Annotated in this window: 18 protein-coding genes; 6 read left to right on the top strand and 12 right to left on the bottom strand. The window is 70.4% G+C overall.

Annotated elements, in window-relative coordinates; all coding sequences use genetic code 11:
• Positions 1-997: DNA translocase FtsK (locus tag VNM44_RS03530; protein WP_325622682.1), on the bottom strand; the 997-nt coding region annotated here is incomplete at its 3' end.
• Between the two features lie 70 nt (positions 998-1067).
• Between VNM44_RS03530 and crcB the strand changes: the two genes are divergently transcribed.
• Entirely contained in the window at positions 1068-1439 is a 372-nt protein-coding gene (crcB, locus tag VNM44_RS03525; protein WP_325622678.1) for a fluoride efflux transporter CrcB, read from the top strand.
• Entirely contained in the window at positions 1436-1774 is a 339-nt protein-coding gene (locus VNM44_RS03520) for a DUF190 domain-containing protein (RefSeq protein ID WP_325622676.1), read from the top strand. Before crcB ends, VNM44_RS03520 begins: the two co-directional genes overlap by 4 nt.
• Here VNM44_RS03520 and VNM44_RS03515 read toward each other — a convergent pair.
• The 7 genes from VNM44_RS03515 to dapA all read right to left on the bottom strand — a co-directional run bounded on the left by VNM44_RS03515 (position 1771) and on the right by dapA (position 7906).
• Complete coding sequence (locus VNM44_RS03515) at positions 1771-2256, bottom strand: inorganic diphosphatase (protein WP_325622674.1); 486 nt, start codon at positions 2254-2256, stop codon at positions 1771-1773. The two genes, VNM44_RS03520 and VNM44_RS03515, sit on opposite strands and share 4 nt — an antisense overlap.
• Before the next feature lie 125 nt (positions 2257-2381).
• Positions 2382-3302, bottom strand: a complete 921-nt coding sequence (locus VNM44_RS03510; RefSeq protein WP_325622672.1) for a nucleoside hydrolase — start codon at positions 3300-3302, stop codon at positions 2382-2384.
• 8 nt (positions 3303-3310) lie between these two features.
• On the bottom strand, positions 3311-4129 hold the full coding sequence (locus VNM44_RS03505; protein WP_325622670.1) for a ribokinase: 819 nt from the start codon (positions 4127-4129) through the stop codon (positions 3311-3313).
• Between the two features lie 98 nt (positions 4130-4227).
• Positions 4228-4770, bottom strand: coding sequence for a hypothetical protein (locus VNM44_RS03500; RefSeq protein ID WP_325622668.1), 543 nt, complete (start codon positions 4768-4770; stop codon positions 4228-4230).
• Positions 4770-6425: a ribonuclease J gene (locus VNM44_RS03495; protein WP_325622666.1), complete on the bottom strand. Its 1656-nt coding sequence runs from the start codon at positions 6423-6425 to the stop codon at positions 4770-4772. The genes VNM44_RS03500 and VNM44_RS03495 overlap by 1 nt, the downstream gene beginning before the upstream one ends.
• A 51-nt stretch (positions 6426-6476) precedes the next feature.
• Complete coding sequence (locus VNM44_RS03490; RefSeq protein ID WP_325622664.1) at positions 6477-7028, bottom strand: hypothetical protein; 552 nt, start codon at positions 7026-7028, stop codon at positions 6477-6479.
• Complete coding sequence (gene dapA, locus VNM44_RS03485) at positions 7028-7906, bottom strand: 4-hydroxy-tetrahydrodipicolinate synthase (protein WP_325622662.1); 879 nt, start codon at positions 7904-7906, stop codon at positions 7028-7030. Before dapA ends, VNM44_RS03490 begins: the two co-directional genes overlap by 1 nt.
• 74 nt (positions 7907-7980) lie before the next feature.
• Here dapA and mscL point away from each other — a divergent pair, with 74 nt between their 5' ends.
• On the top strand, positions 7981-8352 hold the full coding sequence (mscL, locus tag VNM44_RS03480; RefSeq protein ID WP_325622659.1) for a large conductance mechanosensitive channel protein MscL: 372 nt from the start codon (positions 7981-7983) through the stop codon (positions 8350-8352).
• Positions 8353-8354: 2 nt separating this feature from the next.
• Here the strand turns inward: mscL and VNM44_RS03475 are convergent, their stop codons facing one another.
• Positions 8355-8975 carry a 4-hydroxy-tetrahydrodipicolinate reductase gene (locus VNM44_RS03475; RefSeq protein ID WP_325622657.1) on the bottom strand — a complete coding sequence of 207 codons (621 nt, stop codon included), beginning with the start codon at positions 8973-8975 and terminating at the stop codon, positions 8355-8357.
• Complete coding sequence (locus tag VNM44_RS03470) at positions 8972-10252, bottom strand: pitrilysin family protein (protein ID WP_325622655.1); 1281 nt, start codon at positions 10250-10252, stop codon at positions 8972-8974. Before VNM44_RS03470 ends, VNM44_RS03475 begins: the two co-directional genes overlap by 4 nt.
• A 168-nt stretch (positions 10253-10420) precedes the next feature.
• Here VNM44_RS03470 and VNM44_RS03465 point away from each other — a divergent pair, with 168 nt between their 5' ends.
• Positions 10421-11170: an Ig-like domain-containing protein gene (locus VNM44_RS03465; protein WP_325622653.1), complete on the top strand. Its 750-nt coding sequence runs from the start codon at positions 10421-10423 to the stop codon at positions 11168-11170.
• Between the two features lie 104 nt (positions 11171-11274).
• Here VNM44_RS03465 and VNM44_RS03460 read toward each other — a convergent pair whose 3' ends face one another.
• Positions 11275-12969, bottom strand: a complete 1695-nt coding sequence (locus tag VNM44_RS03460) for a prealbumin-like fold domain-containing protein (protein ID WP_325622651.1) — start codon at positions 12967-12969, stop codon at positions 11275-11277.
• Between the two features lie 283 nt (positions 12970-13252).
• Here VNM44_RS03460 and VNM44_RS03455 point away from each other — a divergent pair, with 283 nt between their 5' ends.
• Positions 13253-13909, top strand: coding sequence for a response regulator transcription factor (locus tag VNM44_RS03455; RefSeq protein ID WP_325622649.1), 657 nt, complete (start codon positions 13253-13255; stop codon positions 13907-13909).
• Between the two features lie 197 nt (positions 13910-14106).
• Positions 14107-16656, top strand: coding sequence for a PQQ-dependent sugar dehydrogenase (locus tag VNM44_RS03450; RefSeq protein WP_414652950.1), 2550 nt, complete (start codon positions 14107-14109; stop codon positions 16654-16656).
• 42 nt (positions 16657-16698) lie between these two features.
• Here the strand turns inward: VNM44_RS03450 and VNM44_RS03445 are convergent.
• On the bottom strand, positions 16699-17606 hold a 908-nt coding region (locus VNM44_RS03445), incomplete at its 5' end, for a S1 RNA-binding domain-containing protein (protein ID WP_325622645.1).

Genomic DNA, 17606 nt, shown 5'->3' with positions numbered 1-17606 from the left:
CCTTCGTCCCCGGGGCGAGCTGGAGCTCGTAGCGCACGACGCGGGGACCGGCGATCGTGCCGATCACGGTTGCCTCGACGCCGAAGTGCGCGAGGGTCTGGACCAGCACCTGGGCCGTCCGCGCGCTCACATCGGCCGAGTCGCTCCGGCTCGGAGGGCTGGCATGCAAGAGCGCGCGGTCGGGCAGCCGGTAGGCGCCGGCCGTCCGAGGCCCGTCGAAGTCGAGCGCTGCGTCGTCGGCGGTCGGGTCGTCCTCCGTCGCTGGCGGGGGCGGCAGCAGCGGCGGCGGCTCGGCCGACTGCGCGGCGGACGCCACGACGTCGGGGAAGGCCTCCATCCCGTCCACCGGCACCATCCGTCGCGAGGCGCCGCGCGGGGGTGCCGGCTCGAGGCTCTCGGCCGAGGAGTCGTCGCTCCAGTCGGCCCAGTCGATGCTCTCGATCGAGCGCCGCGCCGCGGTCCCGGCCTGCCGGACGGCGTGACCCGAGCGCCGCAAGACGGCTCCCGCGGACGCTCCGGTGACGAGGAGGACGCCGGCGAGTAGGAGCCCAGTCCCGACGATCACCGCCCCCGCCTCGCCGATGAACCGTGCGAGGCTCCCGCCGAGCCACTCGCCGAGCTTCCCGCCGTGCTCGTCGCCGAGCGCGATGAAAAGGCCTGCTGCTCCGACGACGAGCCCTGTTCGGAACGGGCGCAAGTCGACGAGGGTGCTGCGGACGAGCATCAGCCCCCCGACGCCCAGCAACGTCAGCGGAACGAGCGGAGCGGCGACACCGACGGCCGTGTCGAGCCAGTCGGAGACGCGCGACCCCACGGGGCCGCCGTCCCAGCCCAGCCACAGGACGGTCGCGAGCAAGAGGCCGACGACCACCAGCCCGAGGCCCCAGAGCTCCGGATGATGGTGACTCCTCGTCTTCGTCGTCTTCTTGCGGACGCGCGCCGGGCTCCGCGGCTTGCGCGTGCGCGCCGGCGCCCTCCGCTTCTTCCGCGTCGCCATGGGCTTGTTGCTTCTGCGCGCCCATGGGGTCTCCTGCGGCGCCGCGGCCCGTCGGCGTATCGTCCCGCGCGTGACCGTGGTGGGGATCGCCGTCGCCGGCTCGCTCGGCGCGCTCGCACGCTACGGCCTCGACGGCGCGGTCAGCCGCCGCTGGCCGGGCGCCTTCCCCTGGGGGACGTTCGTGGTCAACATCTCCGGAGCCTTTCTGCTCGGGCTTCTCTTCGTCCTCCTCACCGAGCGGGTCACGGTCGACCCGTGGATCCGCTCCAGCCTGACGATCGGGTTCCTCGGCGCCTACACGACATTCTCGACCCTCTCGTTCGAGTCGTACCGGTTGCTCGAGGACGGTGCGGTCGGCCTCGCGCTCGCGAACGCTCTCGGCAGCGTGGCCGCGGGGCTCTTCGCCGTCTACCTGGGGGTCGTCGCCGGGAGGGCGATATGACGAGGATGCAGGGCGAGGGCAAGCTGCTGCGGATCTTCATCGGGGAGTCCGACACGTGGCACGGCCGGCCGCTCTACGAGGCGATCGTCGCGCGCGTGCGGGAGGAAGGGCTCGCCGGCGCCACGGTCCTACGCGGGATCGAGGGCTTCGGCGCCCACTCACGGATCCACTCGTCGCGGATCCTCCGACTCAGCGAGGATCTCCCCGTCGTCGTCGAGATCGTCGACACGGCCGAGAACGTCGACCGGGTGCTCCCACTCCTCGACGAGATGGTGAGCGAAGGGATGGTCACGCTCGAGCGCGTCGAGGTGATCGCCTACCGCGCCCCCGGCTAGGAACTCCGGACCGCTCGCTCCCGCGCCTCGTCCACGACCGTCTCGGCCTCCGCGCGGTTGCCGAACCCGCGCGTCTCGACCTTCTCGGCCTCGAGGTCCTTGTAGACCTGGAAGAAGTGCTCGATCTCGTTTCGGAGCTCGGGCGGGATGTCGTGGACGTCGTGCACGCGCATCCAGGCCGGATCCTTGAGCGGGACGCAGAGGATCTTCTCGTCCGGCCCCTTCGCGTCGGTCATGTGGAAGACCCCCACGACCCGCGCCGGGATGCGGCAGCCCGGGAACGTGGGCTCGCTCACGAGGCAGAGCGCGTCGAGCGGGTCGCCGTCCTCGCCCAGGGTGCCCTCGACGAACCCGTAGTCCGCCGGGTAGCTCATCGAGGTGAAGAGGCGCCGGTCGAGGACGATGTGGCCGGTCTCGGCGTCGACCTCGTACTTGTTCCGCGATCCGGACGGCACCTCGACGAAAACCAGCACGTCGGCCATGACGCGAACCTACCGTGTTCGGCGGTCAGGTTGTTCGACCGCGAAGGGGGCGCCTTCAGGCGTGCCCCGCCGCAGGCGGAGATCAAGCCGCAGGATTCGGCTCCCGCCGAATCCTGCTTGGCGGTCTAGAGGCGTCCGATTCGCTCGACGAGCAGGTCGAAGAAGGCGTCGCTGTCGAGATCGACGCCGACGTGGGCGTTCGCGGGGCGGTCGGTGCGCTGCCAGAGATCGACCACGGTCCGTCCGCGGCAGAGGTCCGATTCGAGCTCGACCTCCACGTTCCGCAGCTTCGTCTCGACGAGCTCCGGCCGCAGAACGTGTGCGACGGCCACGGCGTCGTGGATCGGCGCTCCCTCCCAGCCGTACGTCTGCCGGTGGTACACGGTGAAGAACTCCACCAGCTCCGCGACGAAGACTCCGATCGAGCCGGCGTCACGCAACCGGCGTTGGACGTCAGGGCCTGTCACGGCCTTGTGGGTGACGTCGAGCCCGATCATCGTCACGTCGAGGTCGGCGTGCAAGACGGCCTGCGCCGCCTCGGGATCGGCCCAGATGTTGAACTCGGCCGCCGGCGTCATGTTCCCCTCGGCGATCGCGCCGCCCATCAGCACGATGCGCTCGATCCCGTCCGTCCCGTGCTCGGTCAGGTAGCGCGCGACGTTCGTCAGCGGCCCCGTCGGCACGAGCGTGACAGGGCCGGGCGCGTCGGCGACCGCCCCCGCCATCCACTCGACGGCGTCCGTCGAGAACGGCTCCGCGCTCGGCGCCGGAAGCGTCGGCCCGTCGAGACCGCTCTCGCCGTGGACGTGGGCGGCGACGACGAGCTCCCGCTCGAGCGGAGCGGCGGCACCCGCGGCGACCGGCACCTCGGGTCGCCCGGCGAGCTCGAGCACGCGGAGCGCGTTCGCGGTGGTCTTCTCGAGTGTCTGATTGCCGTAGGTCGTCGTGACGCCGAGGAGCTCGAGCTCGGGACTACCCAGCGCGAGCAGCAGCGCGATCGCGTCGTCGTGGCCGGGGTCGCAGTCGAGGATGATCGGCGTCGCCATCCCGGCGATTATCCCCGAGCGAGGATCGTGTCGACCTCGTCAGCGGTGGGAAGCGACGGCTGGGCGCCGAAGCGTGACGCCGCTAGCGCCCCCGCCGCGCAGGCGCGGCGCAGCGCCACGTCCTCCGGACGGCCCTCGAGCAGCGAGACGAGCAGGCATGCGGTAAACGCGTCGCCAGCCGCGGTCCCGTCGACCGCGTCGACCGCCGGCGGCGTGGCACGCGCGAGCTCCTCGCCGTCGTCGAGGAGCACTGCGCCCTCCGACCCGAGGGTCAGCGCGACGAGGCCGTCGCGGCGGACGAGCGTCTCCAGCTCGAGGCGGTTGACGACCGTGAGATCGGCGTCGAGGGCGATCGGCCGGGCCGGTGCGGCGTTGAGGCAGAACAGGCCCGTGCACGCCTCCCATGCGGCGAGGACTGCCTCGTCGGGCACCTCGAGCTGGCAGAGCACAGCGTCGTGAGACGGGAGCGCCGCGACTGCGACCATCGCGTTGGCACCGGAGGCGACGGAGATCGTCGTCTCTCCCTCGTCATCGACCTGGATGACGGCCACGCCGGTCGGCTCGTCGCTCGCCTCGAGCTCGAGCGTCACACCCGCCTCCCGCAGGCCGGCGAGCGCCTCGTCCGCGAACGGGTCCCGGCCGACGGCGCCGACCATCGTCACCTCGGCCCCGAGCCGGGCGCAGGCGACGGCCTGGTTCGCGCCCTTTCCGCCCGGTACGCGTGCGAACGTGCCGCCTCCGACCGTCTCGCCGGGCTCCGGCAGCCGCGCGACGCGCACGACGAGGTCGAGGTTGACCGAGCCGACGACGACGATCCTGGGCGGCATCTCGACCGGTGTCGGACTTCAGTCCGACACCATCGCAGAGCGCGGGCAACGCGAAGGAGGAGCCCGACCGAAGTCGGGCACCGGAGGCCTGAGGCCCGTCATGCGGCCAGCGCGCGCAGGTCGTCGACCGTGGCGCCGAGGAGCGTGTCGCGAAGGTCGAACAGGCCCGCCCAGAGCGACGAGCGGTCCGGCGCCGCGTCGAGTCGCGCGGCGTCCTCGAGCCCCTGGAGCGCCCGCACGAGGACCGCGAGCTCGAGGTAGACGGCCGCCGTCCGGTTCGGGCATGCACTCACGCCCGCTCGGTCGAGAACCGGTCGCCAGTCGACGAGCTCGGCCGCCCCGGGACCGGCGTACCACGATCTTCCTTCCGCGTGGTCGGGCTCGAGCTCGACGAGGTAGGCGGACAAGGGCGCCTCGAGCCCTGCCAGCGCGGTCTCCACCCGGTCTGCCGCGTGTCGGAACGCGGCCTGCCGGGCACCGGCCGTCGCGGGCACCGCATCACCTTTTCCCCAGCGCTCCAGCAGCCGGCAGAAAGCGATCGCGGCGGCCTCGCACGCCCGCAGCTGCGCGACGAGCCGACGGACGGTGGACGGCGTCCGGCCGTGCGCCTCGAGGACATCCGGCCAGCCTCCCGGGGCCATCAGACCTCGATCACCACGGGAAGGATCATCGGGCGGCGCCTGGTCCGCTCGTAGACGATCTGGCCGATTCCGTCGTGGATGTGCTCCTGAAGGAGCTTGATCTCGGTGACGCCGTTCCCGGCCAGTTCGCGGACGATCCGGTCGGCCTCGTCGCGGAGCTCACCGATCAGCTCCTCGTCCTCCCCCACTCCGCGCGCGATCAGCTCGGCGGGCGCGATCTCGCCCGCGCTCCCGTCGGTGAGCGCGACCGTCGTGACGACGATCAGGACGCCGTCCTCCGAGAGCCGCCGCCGGTCGCGGAGCGCGACGTCCTCCACGTCGCCGACGCCGAGCCCGTCGACGAACGTGACGCCCGCTTCGACGTGGTCGACGATCTGTGCGCCGTCGCGCGTGAGCTCGACGACGGAGCCGTTCTCGGCGAGGAGGATGTTCTCGTCCCGCACGCCCGCGTCCAGCGCGAGGCGGGCGTGCGCCGCCAGCATGCGGTACTCGCCGTGGATCGGCATGACGGCCTTCGGGCGGACGAGCGAGAGCAGCGTTCGGAGCTCCTCCGAGCACGCGTGGCCCGAGACGTGCACGGGCGCAATCTCCTGGTGCAGCACCTCCGCTCCGAGCCGCGAGAGGCGATTGATCGAGTCGTGGACGCGAAGCTCGTTTCCGGGGACGGGCTTGGCGGAGATGATCACCGTGTCGCCCCGCTCGACCTCGACGTTCTGGTGGTCGCCGTAGGCGATGCGCGTCAGCGCCGACATCGGCTCGCCCTGGCTGCCCGTGCAGAGGACGAGCACCTCGTCGCGCGGGAGGTCCATCGCCTCCTTGGGCGAGACGATCGCGTCGTCCGGGAGGTCGACGTAGCCGAGGCTGCGGGCGATGTTCATGTTCTTCCGCATCGAGCGGCCGACCACGGCCACCTTGCGACCGTTGGCGATGGCCACCTCGGCGGCCTGCTGCACCCGGTGGATGTTCGACGCGAAGGACGCGACGACGATCCGCCCGGTCCTGAGCGGGATGAGCTGGCGAAACGCCTCGCCGACGAGGCGCTCGGAGCCCGTCATTCCCGGGCGCTCCGCGTTCGTCGAGTCGCCGAGTAGGAGGTCGATGCCGCGGTTCCCGAGCTCCGCGAGCGCCCCGACGTCGGTCTTGAGGCCGTCGACGGGAGTGTGATCGAGCTTCCAGTCGCCGGTGTGCAGGACGCGGCCCGCTTCGGTCTCGATGACGACGGCCATCGAGTCGGGAACCGAGTGCGCCATCCGCACGAACTCGAGCCGAAACGGCCCCAGCTGCACGGGGGCGCCGCCGGGCTCGGCCTCGGTCAGCTCGCTCGCCGCTGCGAGGCCATGCTCGTCGAGCTTCGACTTGACGAGGCCGAGCGTGAGGCGCGTCGCGATGACTTCCTGCACCTCGACCTCGCGAAGCACGTACGGCAGCGCGCCCACGTGGTCCTCGTGCGCGTGGGTGAGCACGACGGCACGGACGGGGCGATCGCGCAGGTACGAGAAATCTGGCAGCACGAGGTCGACGCCGAAGTGCTCGTCGCGCGGAAACGCAAGGCCCGCATCGACGACGATCCGCTCCCCGGCGAGCTCGAACACGGTCATGTTCTTTCCGACCTCGCCGAGGCCGCCGAGCGGCACGATGCGTAGCGCTTCTCCCACGGTCCGGAGTCTACGGGCGGTGCTCGACGGCGATAGCGGCGAGCCGATCGTTCAGAGCGCCCAGCGCTGCGCCACCCACGTGGTCTCGTCGAGCCGTTCGGCCGTGAGCGCCGCGTCGCCGTCCACGCCGTCGAGCAAGGCGACGAGGCCGGGCGGCGCCGTGTGCGCGTCGATCTCGGAGTCGTCGAGCCTGGCGGTGACGACGCCGTCGACACGGGCGAGCTCGGCCGTGTCGGCGTCCGCCGGGCCTGCGGGAGCGACGAGCACAGCGTGCGCCGCGACGGTCCACGTTCCACTCTCGCTCCGGACCGCGGCGGCCTCGTACGGTGGCCCGAGCTCCTGCTCGAGCGCATCGGCGAGCGGGGAGACGCTTCCGTCCGGCACGTCCGCGTCCACCACGAGGGTGCCGTCGGGAAGCGCGACGAACGTCAGCTCGGAGCCGGGGAGCTCCGGCGCGTCCGCAGTCGTCAGGACGTCCCAGGGGCCACGCCCCCGCTCGACACCGGTCAGCCCCGGCATCGCGAGCCCTGCGGCCTCGAGCGCCGGCACCTCGGTGGACGCGCCGCCGAGGGCTGCGAGGAGGTTGAGCGCGGACGCGCGCACTAGGCGAGCGCGCCGACGAGCCCGAGCCGCTCGAGGCAGTCCCGGATCTGCGCCGTCTCCGCCTCGTCGGCCTCGACGAGCGGCAGACGCAGCCCGCCGACCTCGTGACCCAGCAGCTGAAGCGCCTTCTTGATCGCGATCGGGTTCGTCTGGACGCGAAGGAGCTCGATCGAGGGACGCAGCTCCTCGTCGAGCGCGTGTGCCCGCTCGACCTCACCGGCGCGATAGCTCGCGATCAGCTCCTTGACCTGCGTTCCCACGACGTGCGTGTGGACGCAGATGCCGCCGACCGCGCCGACCTCCAGGAAGGGGAGGATCAGGTCGTCGTCCCCCGCGTAGAGATCGAGGCCACACGCGACGACATGGCGGGCGGCGTCGATGCTCGGCTTCGCCTGCTTGACCGCCCGGACGTTGTCGATCTCGGCGAGGCGGGCGATCGTCCCCGGCTCGGCGTCGACGACGACCCGCGACGGGATGTCGTAGAAGACGACGGGCCTGTCGGTCACCGCGGCGATCGCCTCGACGTGCGCCACGATGCCCCGCTGAGGAGGCTTGTTGTAGTACGGCGTCACGACGAGGAAGCCGTCGACGCCGAGCTCGTGCGCCTGCTCCGTCAGGTGGACCGAGTGCGCCGTCGCGTTGGTTCCGGTGCCTGCGACGACGGTGCCACGGCCCGCAGCGACGTCGACTGCGGCCTCGTAGAGCGCCATGCGCTCGGCGTCGGAAAGGGTCGGCGCCTCACCGGTTGTCCCGGTGACGACGATGCCGTCGGAGCCGTTGTCGAGCAGGAAGCCGCACAGCGCGCGGAAGGACTCGACGTCGACCGAGCCGTCCTCGCGAAACGGCGTCACGACCGCGGTCAGAACCTCGCCCAGCACGGTTCCGGATTGTAGACGCCGGCGGTTCGGGTCAGTATTCCGCGGGACTCGGCCCACGAGAGAAGGGAGACGCGATGCTCAAGGAGTTCAAGGACTTCCTGCTGAGAGGGAACATCGTCGAGCTCGCGGTCGCGTTCGTCCTGGGTGTCGCTTTCGGCGCCCTCGTCAACTCGTTCGTGAACAACCTGGTGATGCCGATCGTCGCGATGATCATCGGCAAGCCCGATTTCTCGAACCTCACCTTCACGATCAACGACGCCGTGTTCCGCTACGGCGCCTTCATCACCGACGCGATCACGTTCGTCGCAACCGCGGCGGCCGTCTTCTTCTTCATCGTCAAGCCGATGAACGCGCTGACCGCGCGGTTCGTCAAGCCCGGCGAGGAGGAGGTTCCGGACGAGGAGCGCCGCCATCAGGAGCTCCTCGCCGCGCTTCGGGCCCGGTAGCCCTACAACAGGCGGTCGAGGCCGACCGTCAGGCCCGGCGGAAGCCCACGCACGGCCTCGACCGCCCGCAACACGCCCTGCACGAACGCCGCGCGCGAGGTCGTGTCGTGCCTGATCGTGAGCGTCTCGCCGGTTGCGCCGAAGACGACCTCCTGGTGGGCAACGAGGCCCGGGAGGCGAACGGAGTGAATCGGGACCGACCCGCCCATCCGCTCGGCCGTCGCCTTCGCCGTGCCGGACGGCGCGTCGAGCTTCGTCTCGGCGTGCAGCTCGACGATCTCCGCGCGCGGCAGGAGCTCCGACGCCGCCTCGGCGAACCGCATCATCAGGACGGCGCCAAGCGCGAAGTTGGGCGCGTAGAAGCACGGGACGCCTGCCGTCTCCGCCGCGTGGCGGAGCCCCTCGAGGTCGAACCCCGTCGTCCCGACGACGAGGGGGACCCTCGCCGAGAGGCACCGCCCGGCGTTTTCGAGGACGGCGTCGGGGCGGGTGAAGTCGACCGCGACGTCGCAGCCTTCGGGCCCAAGCGCACGGCCGTCGACGACCTCGTGGCCGGCGGCCTCGAGCGCAGGGCCGAGAGCCGTCCCCACCTTCCCGGCCGCGCCGAAGAGCGCGACCCTCACGACCGCTCGCCCAGCACCGGGTTGACGCGCGCGACCGCCGCGCGAAAGCGCGTCTCCTTCGGGCCGATCCCCGCGGCCGACAGGCGCTCGGGGGCGAACAGGGTCGCGGCGGCGTTGGTCACGTCCTCCTCGGTCACGGCCATCACGCGCCGGATCGTCTCGTCGGCGGAGACGAGCTCCGCGTCCGTCACGAGCGCCTTCCCGAGACGCGTCATCCGGCTCGACGTGCTCTCGAGCGACAGCAGCAGGCGCCCCTTGAGGTTCTCCTTCGCCCGCTCGAGCTCTCCGGGCCGCAGGCCGCCGCCGGCGATGTCACGGAGCTCGGCGGCCGTCACGGTGAGGCACTCGTCGAGGTTGTCCTCACGCGTGCCGACGTAGATCCCGATCTGGCCCGTCTCCGCGTACTGCGAGCCGTACGTGTACACGCTGTACGCCATCCCGCGGATCTCGCGGATCTCCTGGAACAGGCGCGAGGAGGCAGACCCGCCGAGGATCGCGTCGAGGAGGGAGACGGCGTAGCGCCGCTCGTCGTCGCGTGGGATGCCGGGACCGGCCAGCACGACGTGGTACTGCTCGGTGCGACGGCGCAGGAACCGGTAGCCCGGGGCGGGCACCCGTCGCAGCAGCGAGCGCCGGACGAGTGAATCACCGTTCGAGGCCGGGCGCCTGGCCTCGAGCATCGCGACGAGGCGGTCGTGGGAGATGCGCCCGGACGCCGCGAGCACGACGTTCGGCCCGACGTACGCCCCGCCGTGGTAGCTGCGGAGCGCGCGCGGCGACACGCCCGCGATGACCTCCGCACGGCCGATCACGGGACGTCCGAGCGGGTGCGTCCCGAAGACGGCCTCGGCCGCGAGGTCGTGGACGAGGTCCTGCGGGTTGTCGTCGACCATCGCGATCTCTTCGAGCACGACCTCGCGCTCGCTGTCGACGTCCGCGAACGCGGGCGCGAAGACCATGTCGGTCATCACGTCGAGGGCCTGCTCGACCCGGTCGTCGGGAACGCGCGCATAGACGACGGTGGTCTCCCGCGACGTCGCCGCGTTGAGCTCTCCGCCGAGCGCGTCGAACAGCTCCGCGATGTCGCGGGCGCTGTAGCGCGAAGAGCCCTTGAACAGCAGGTGCTCGATGAAGTGCGAGACGCCGGCGCGCGAGCTCGGCTCGTCGCGCGACCCGGTGCCGATCCAGAGCCCGAGCGCCACCGACCGCACGCCGCGCAGCGGCTCGGTCGCGACCCGCTCGCCCCCGGCGAGCGTCGTGATCTCGGGGTCCGGCACGGCGCGGATCGTATCCTCGCGTCCCGGAAGGCTCCGCCGTCACTCGACTCAGGGGTACCGGACACGTCTTCACCCCTTCGGGGGTCCTCGACTCTGGCCGTCTGCCGATCTCTGCCGCAACAGCGGGCGCACCAGAGATCTGCCCGCGCGATGGTCAGGAGCGACGTCGTGAGACGAACATCGGTCGCAGGCTTGGTCGTCGTGGGCGTCGGCGTGCTCGCGCTTGCCCTCGTCCCCGGTGCTCTTGCAGGCGGAGGGCGTGGCGGGAGCAAGGGAGGCTGCACCCCGAAGGCTCCGTATGTCAAGGTCGACAACACCTGGGCGTGGGGACAGACGGGCTCGTTCGGCCTGCCTGCGCAGGGCCTCACATACGGGATCCAGGTCGTGAACTACGACGTCGGCTGCGCCTCGACCAACTTCGTCGTCAGCGTCACGGCGCCGGGTGGGTTCTCGGTCTCGATGCCGGCGAACACGATCAGCCTGAAGTCGGCGGCGTCCGGCTACCTCTGGGCGACGGTCACCTCACCGGCGGCGATCGCCGACGGCGACTACCCGCTGACGGTCACCGTGCAGCGAGCGGGGTCACCTCCCGCAGCATCGTTCACGAGCTACTACAAGGTCTACTCCTCGGATACGGCGGCGCCGACGCTGTACTGGCCGAGCCCGAGCGACGGAGCGACGGTCAGCGGCCGCTCCTACAACGTCGCCGTCTCGTCGAACGACGACCACGCGGTCAAGACGATCGCCCTGTCCATCGACGGCGTGTCCAAGACGGCGACGACGTGCGCCGGCGTCTCGTACGCCTGCCAGCTCAACTACAGCTGGTCGACGAGTCGCGGGCAGCACAGCGCGACCTTCACGTCCACCGACTGGATGGGGAACGTCAGCGTCATGACGACGACGTTCACGGTCGGCTGACCGTCCGCGGACCGCATCGAGAGTGAAGGGAGAGGCCGGCTGATCCGGCCCCTCCCTTCGCATGCCCGCAGCGGGAAGACACACTCCGTGGCTTCGACGCCTCGCTACGGATCGACCACCACCGTGCAGGTGTACGTGCCCGGCGTGAGACTCGTGAACGTCTCGTCGGTGTCGTCCAGGGCCGGGTCGGCGTTCCCGTTCTCGGACACGGCGGCGACCGTCCCTCCGTTGGCGCACACGATGCTCGCCTTCGTCACGCCGCTGCCGGCGAGCGAGGTGAACTTGACCTCGATCTCGGAGAGCGGCGTATCGGTGAACGACGTCGTGGCCTGTACCCCGGTGGTGCAGGTACCAGCCTGTGTGATGGAGACCGAATGACTCGTCGCGTCGTCGATCTTGTACCCGGTCGGGGTCGCCGTCTCCTTTACGCCGTAGGTTCCGAGCGGCAGGTTGTCGACGCATGCGGTTCCGTCCGCACCGCTGGTCGGCGTCCCCACGACCGTGCCACCGGAGTTCTTGATCTCGAACGTTGCCCCGGCGAGCGGTGTGTTGCCCTTCGTCGAGGTCTTCGTGATCTTGATCGCACCTCGCTGCAGCTGGTTGGTGAACGTGCAGGTCACGACCTCGTCAGCTCCGACGGAGATGCCGCTGATCGTGCTTCCGCTGAGCGTGCCGCTGTTGTTGTCGCAGCTCGTGCTCGCCGCCACGAGCGTCCAGCCTGTCGGAACCGACTCCGCGGCGCTGAAGGTGCCGGCGAACACCGTGGTGCTCTCGCTGCCGCCGTTCTTCAGGCCGAACGTCTTCGGCAGGATGGTGTTGGGCGGGTTGGCCCCGTTCACCGTGAACGAGAACGAGGTGTCCGTCGGGTCGGGCGACGGGATCGTCACCTTCTTGACGATCAGCGTTCCGCAGTTCGAGATGTTCACGGCGATCGGGGCGATGAAGTCCTTCAGCTCGGAGCTGAAGGAGTTGCCCGAGGAGCGGCTCTTCAGATAGGCCGAGCCGAAGTGCTTGCAGACGCCGGGCGAGAAGATGCCGGAGGCCGTGAGGTTGATGCCGGCCTCGCCGAACGTCGAGTTGATCCCGTTCTTCGTGTTGCCGTCCAGCGTCCGCGGGGCACCGGGCGGATTCGTGTCGGTGACCGGGGCGCTGTTGACCTGCGCCTCGGCGGAGCTGCCGAGAGTGACGGCCTTGTCCCAACAGGGCAGCGTGTTGCTCGCCTCGCAGGCGGTGGCCGCGTTCCCGGTCGTGATCCACGTGTGCTTCTGCAGCACCGGCACGCCGCTGCCGCCGAAGTCGAAGTCGATCAACAGGTCTCCGGCGGTCCGCACCGGCGTGACGCCGTTCGCGCTGAGCGTCGAGTCCTGGTTGAACTCGAAGTCCATGTGGGCCGAGCCGAGCAGGTTCGAGCGCTCCCACGCGAGATACAGGTAGTCGTTGCCTCCCGCCCTCTCCTTGTTGACGTAGAAGCGACTCAGATCGTCCTTGCTCGGCGGAATCTGGCCGGACACCACCGTCGGCGCCGGGTCGTCCTCTTTCGCCCCCTGGCCCAGGGAGTTGTCCGTCTGGTCCTTGACCAGGTCGAGCCCGCAGTTCGTTCCCGCGCCCGGAATGGTGCTCGGGCACGCGATCGGCTCCACGGGAGCGTTCCAGTCGTGCGCGGCAGGCGGGGTGCTCGTGTTGGGAGCGAGGTCCCCGTCGCCGCTCTCGAACGTGCTTCCCCCGGACAGCGTCGCGGTCGACGCCGTAACGAACAGGACGGCGAAGACCGTCCCCAGGAGGGCCGTGATGATGAGCAAGCGTGTCTTTCGACGCTTGCTCCCGCTCGGCCCGAGAACTCGTTCTGTCATCTCTCCTCCCACCCTGTCGTGCGGCCGAGGCCTCGTGCCTCCCGACGGCCTCGGCGCCCCTGCGGGCCGCTCGACGCCATCCTCCGCAACCCACAAGAAGGTTGAGCCGCGGCCGGACGAGTGGCTAGCGGCGACGGCCGTAATCGACGTGCTGGCCCTGCCCTACGGCCGACGCTTGATTTCGTGGGGATTCGGGCGCACCATGACGTCGGGGGACGCTCGGAGGAGAAAGATGGCGAGTCGCGGCACGATCCTGGTTGTCGACCACGACGACGCAACTCGCACGGCAGCGGTCTCGGTCGTCGCGCGACTCGGTTACCTCGCCCGCGTAGCCGAGAATGCCGAGTCTGTGCTGGCGCGGCTCGACGAGGAACCGCCCGTGCTCGCGATCGTCGAGGTCGAGCTGACCGGGCCGACGAGCGGGTTCGAGCTCCTCCACGACCTCCATGCCGCGTACGACGAGGAGCTGCCGGTGATCCTCGTCTCGGCCGAGCGCACGGCCCCGCTCGACCACGTCGCCGGCCTGCTCCTCGGAGCCGACGACTACCTCTCGAAGCCGTTCGACGAGGGTGAGTTGCTGGCACGGGTCCGAAGATCCCTGAGCCGTGCAACGAAGTCGAGCACGACCGGAAACGAGTACGGGGGGAACGCCGAGGTCAGCCTGAGCCCGCGCGAGCTGGAGATCCTCGCGCTGCTATCGCGCGGCCTCGGTCAGCTGGAGATCGCGCAGCACCTCGTGGTGAGCCCGAAGACCGTCGGCACGCACATCCAGCACATCCTGTCGAAGCTTGGTGTCCACAGTCGTGCACAGGCCGTGGCAGAGGCGTACCGCCTGCATCTTGTCGGCGCCGATTTCGCGGCGTCCGCGCTCCTCACCGAGCCGATCTGACGACCCGCGCCCCCCGTCTGGGAGGGCCGCCGATCTCGATGACACCGCTGCCGGCGGCCCTTGACGCGCCTTGTGTGTCCGGTTACAAACAGACCCTCTCTAACGGAGGGTGGGAGAAGATGATTCTGCGGCGACGTCGACCGCGCGGGGCGCGGCGGTCGATTCTCATCGTGGCGGCCGTGGCCGCCGTGTTCGCAATGCTCGTGGGCTCCGGCTCGGGCGCACTGCCGAGCGGGTTTCAGGAGTCGACGGTCTATAGCGGCCTGACGAACCCGACGGCGATCGAATTCGCGTCGGACGGCCGCGTGTTCGTGGCGGAGAAGCGAGGCGTCATCAAGGTCTTCGACAGCCTCTCGGACACGACACCGACGGTCTTCGCCGACCTCAACGGCCAGGTCCACAACTTCTGGGACCGCGGCCTGCTCGGGATGGTGCTCGACCCGAACTTTCCCGCGAGCCCCTACGTCTACGTGCTCTACACCTACGACGCGGAGCCCGGCGGCTCGGCGCCGCGGTGGGGCACGAGCGGCGTCTACTCGGATCCGTGCCCGACTCCACCGGGTGCAACTGCGGACGGCTGCGTCGTCACGGGGCGCCTCGCGCGACTCACGGCCAGCGGCAACACGATGAGCGGCCCCGAGCAGGTCTTGCTGACCGACTGGTGCCAGCAGTATCCGAGCCACTCGGTCGGCTCGCTCGCGTTCGGGGCCGACGGCGCTCTGTACGTCTCGGGCGGCGACGGCGCGAGCTTCAACTTCGCCGATTACGGGCAGGACGGCACGCCGCTGAATCCGTGCGGCGACCCGCCCGGAGGCGTCGGCGCGACGCTGACGCCGCCGACGGCCGAGGGGGGCGCGCTGCGCAGCCAGGATCTCCGCACGCCCGCCGATCAGACGTCGCTCGACGGCGCCATCCTGCGCCTCGATCCCGCGACGGGTGCGGCGTTGCCCGACAACCCGCTGTCCGCAAGCTCGGATCAAAACGCGCGGCGAATCATCGCGCACGGCCTGCGCAATCCGTTTCGCATCACGGTGCGCCCCGGGACGAGCGAGGTGTGGGCCGGAGACGTCGGCTGGAACACCTGGGAGGAGATCGACCGGGTCGCGGACATCTCGAGCGTCGCGAACTTCGGCTGGCCCTGCTACGAGGGAGCCGACCCGAACGGAGTCAGCCTGCGCCAGTCGGGCTACGACGGCCTCAACGTGAGCATCTGCGAGAACCTCTACGCCGAGGGCTCGAGCGCCGTCGTCGCGCCGTACTACACCTACAACCACGGCGCACAGGTGGTCGCCGGCGAGACGTGTGCGACCGGGAGCTCGTCCATCGCCGGCCTCGCCTTCTACGCCGGCGGTCCCTTCCCCGACACGTACGACGGCGCACTCTTCTTCGCCGACTACTCGAGGGATTGCATCTGGGTCATGCCCGCAGGCGGCAACGGGCTTCCGAACCCGAGCGCGCGGGCAACGTTCCTCGCGCCGGCTGCGAACCCTGTCGACCTGCAGGTCGGCCCGGACGGCGCGCTCTACTACGCCGACTTCGACGGAGGCACGATCCGGCGGGTCGCGTACTTCGCGACGAACCAGCCGCCCGTCGCAACGGCGTCGGCAACGCCCACGAACGGAGCTGCGCCTCTCCAGGTCGCCTTCGACGGAAGTGGCTCGAGCGACCCCGAGGGCCAGGCGCTGACGTACGCGTGGGATCTCGACGGCGACGGTCAGTTCGACGACTCGACCGCGGCGAAGCCGACGTTCACCTACTCCCAGCCGGGAAGCTACGCGGTGCGGTTGCGCGTGAGCGACCCGCAGGGAGCGAGCACGGTGAGCTCGCCGATCGCGATCACCGCGAACAACACGCCGCCCACGGCGACGATCCTCACGCCGACTGCCGGGACGACGTGGAAGGTCGGAGACACGATCTCGTTCTCGGGGAGCGCGAGCGACCCGCAGCAGGGAGGCCTCGGCGCCGCTGCGCTGCAGTGGGAGCTCGTCGTGCAGCACTGCCCGTCGAACTGCCACACGCACCAGATCCAGACCTGGTCGGGTGCTGCCACCGGGTCGTTCACGACGCCGGACCACGAATACCCGTCGTACCTCGAGCTCCGGCTCACGGCGACGGACGCGGGCGGCCTCACCGACACGAAGACGCTGCGGCTCGACCCGCGGACGGTGACGTTGACCTTCGCGAGCTCGCCCACCGGCCTCCAGCTGACCGTCGGGCCGTCGAGCAGTCAGACACCGTTCACGAGGACGGTGATCGAGGGGTCGCGCAACTCGATCAGCGCGCCGTCCCCGCAGGGCTCGTACGAGTTCGCGTCGTGGTCGGACGGCGGTGCGATCGCCCATGACGTGATCGCGAGCGCCTCCGCGACGTACACCGCGACCTACCGGGTCGCCGGTGCAGACCTCAGGCTCACGAAGACGACGGGCGGGCTCAGTGGCTCCACGGCGACGTGGACGCTGACGGCGACGAACGCCGGGCCCCTGTCAGCCACGAACGTGGTCGTCACGGACGTCCTGCCGTCTCGGCTCGCTTACGTCTCGTCGAGCGGCTGCGCCTACGACGGTGCGACACGGACGGTGCGCTGCACCGCGCCGTCGCTCGCGGCGGGCGCGAGCGTGCCGTTCACGGTCACGACGACGGTCACGGGGAAGGGATCCGGCTGGATCACGAACACGGCGAGCGTGTCGAGCGCGACCCCCGACCCGAACACCGCCGACAACAGCGCGAGCGCGCGTGTGAGGCGCTGATCGCTGGGAGGGCGGCGTTCGCCGCCCTCCCACGACTCTTCGCTAGTCCCGCCGGCGGCCGCGGTCACGGCCGCCGCGGCCGCGGTCCTCACGCGGAGGACGCGGCTCGCGAGGCGGGGCGTCCTTCGCCCGCTCGACGAGCGTGTCGGGCGAGACGAGCTCGCCGTCCTCGTGCTTCGCGACCAGCTTGAGGCCGATCCGGCCGCGCTCCTTGTCGACCTCCTGGACGACGACGTCGAGCGTGTCGCCGCGGGAGATGACGTCCTCGATGTGCGCGACCCGGCCGGGGCCGACGTTCGAGACGTGGAGCAGGCCGTCCGTGCCCTTCTTCAGCTCGACGAACGCACCGAAGTCGGTCGTCTTGACGACGCGACCGGTGTACGTGTCCCCGACCTCGGGCTCCTTCGTCATCGCTGCGATGGCCGAGATCGCCGCGTCGCCCTTCGTGCCCTCGGTCGCGTAGACGAGGATCGTGCCGTCCTCCTCGATGTCGATCTGGACGTCGTAGTCGGCCTCGAGCGAGCGGATCGTCTCGCCGCCCTTCCCGATGACCATCCCGATGAAGTCGGGGTTGATCTGGATCGACTGGATCCTCGGCGCATGCCCCGCGAGCTCTGCCCGCGGCTCGGAGATCGTCTCGCGCATCCTGTCGAGGATGAACGAGCGCGCCCGCTTGGCCTGCTCGAGCGCAGAGCGCATGATGTCCTGCGTGACACCGGCGATCTTGATGTCCATCTGGAGGGCCGTGACGCCCTCTTCGGTGCCGGCGACCTTGAAGTCCATGTCGCCCAGATGGTCCTCGGCTCCCTGGATGTCCGTGAGGATGGCGTAGTCGTCACCCTCCTTCACGAGGCCCATCGCGATCCCGGAGACGGGCGCCGCGATCGGGACGCCGGCGTGCATCAGGGACATCGTCGAGCCGCAGACGGATCCCATCGACGACGAGCCGT

Origin of the sequence: Gaiella sp. (assembly GCF_035558935.1) — a bacterium.
Lineage (GTDB): Bacteria > Actinomycetota > Thermoleophilia > Gaiellales > Gaiellaceae > Gaiella.
This window is presented reverse-complemented; position numbering and strand designations above follow the sequence as displayed.

Bases quoted from the DNA above. Each gene is read 5' to 3' on its own strand.
- VNM44_RS03520 (WP_325622676.1), top strand. From the start codon at position 1,436: ATGACGAGGATGCAGGGCGAGGGCAAGCTGCTGCGGATCTTCATCGGG.
- VNM44_RS03515 (WP_325622674.1), bottom strand. From the start codon at position 2,256: ATGGCCGACGTGCTGGTTTTCGTCGAGGTGCCGTCCGGATCGCGGAAC.
- VNM44_RS03510 (WP_325622672.1), bottom strand. From the start codon at position 3,302: ATGGCGACGCCGATCATCCTCGACTGCGACCCCGGCCACGACGACGCG.
- VNM44_RS03505 (WP_325622670.1), bottom strand. From the start codon at position 4,129: ATGCCGCCCAGGATCGTCGTCGTCGGCTCGGTCAACCTCGACCTCGTC.
- VNM44_RS03500 (WP_325622668.1), bottom strand. From the start codon at position 4,770: ATGGCCCCGGGAGGCTGGCCGGATGTCCTCGAGGCGCACGGCCGGACG.
- mscL (WP_325622659.1), top strand. From the start codon at position 7,981: ATGCTCAAGGAGTTCAAGGACTTCCTGCTGAGAGGGAACATCGTCGAG.
- VNM44_RS03455 (WP_325622649.1), top strand. From the start codon at position 13,253: ATGGCGAGTCGCGGCACGATCCTGGTTGTCGACCACGACGACGCAACT.
- VNM44_RS03450 (WP_414652950.1), top strand. From the start codon at position 14,107: ATGCTCGTGGGCTCCGGCTCGGGCGCACTGCCGAGCGGGTTTCAGGAG.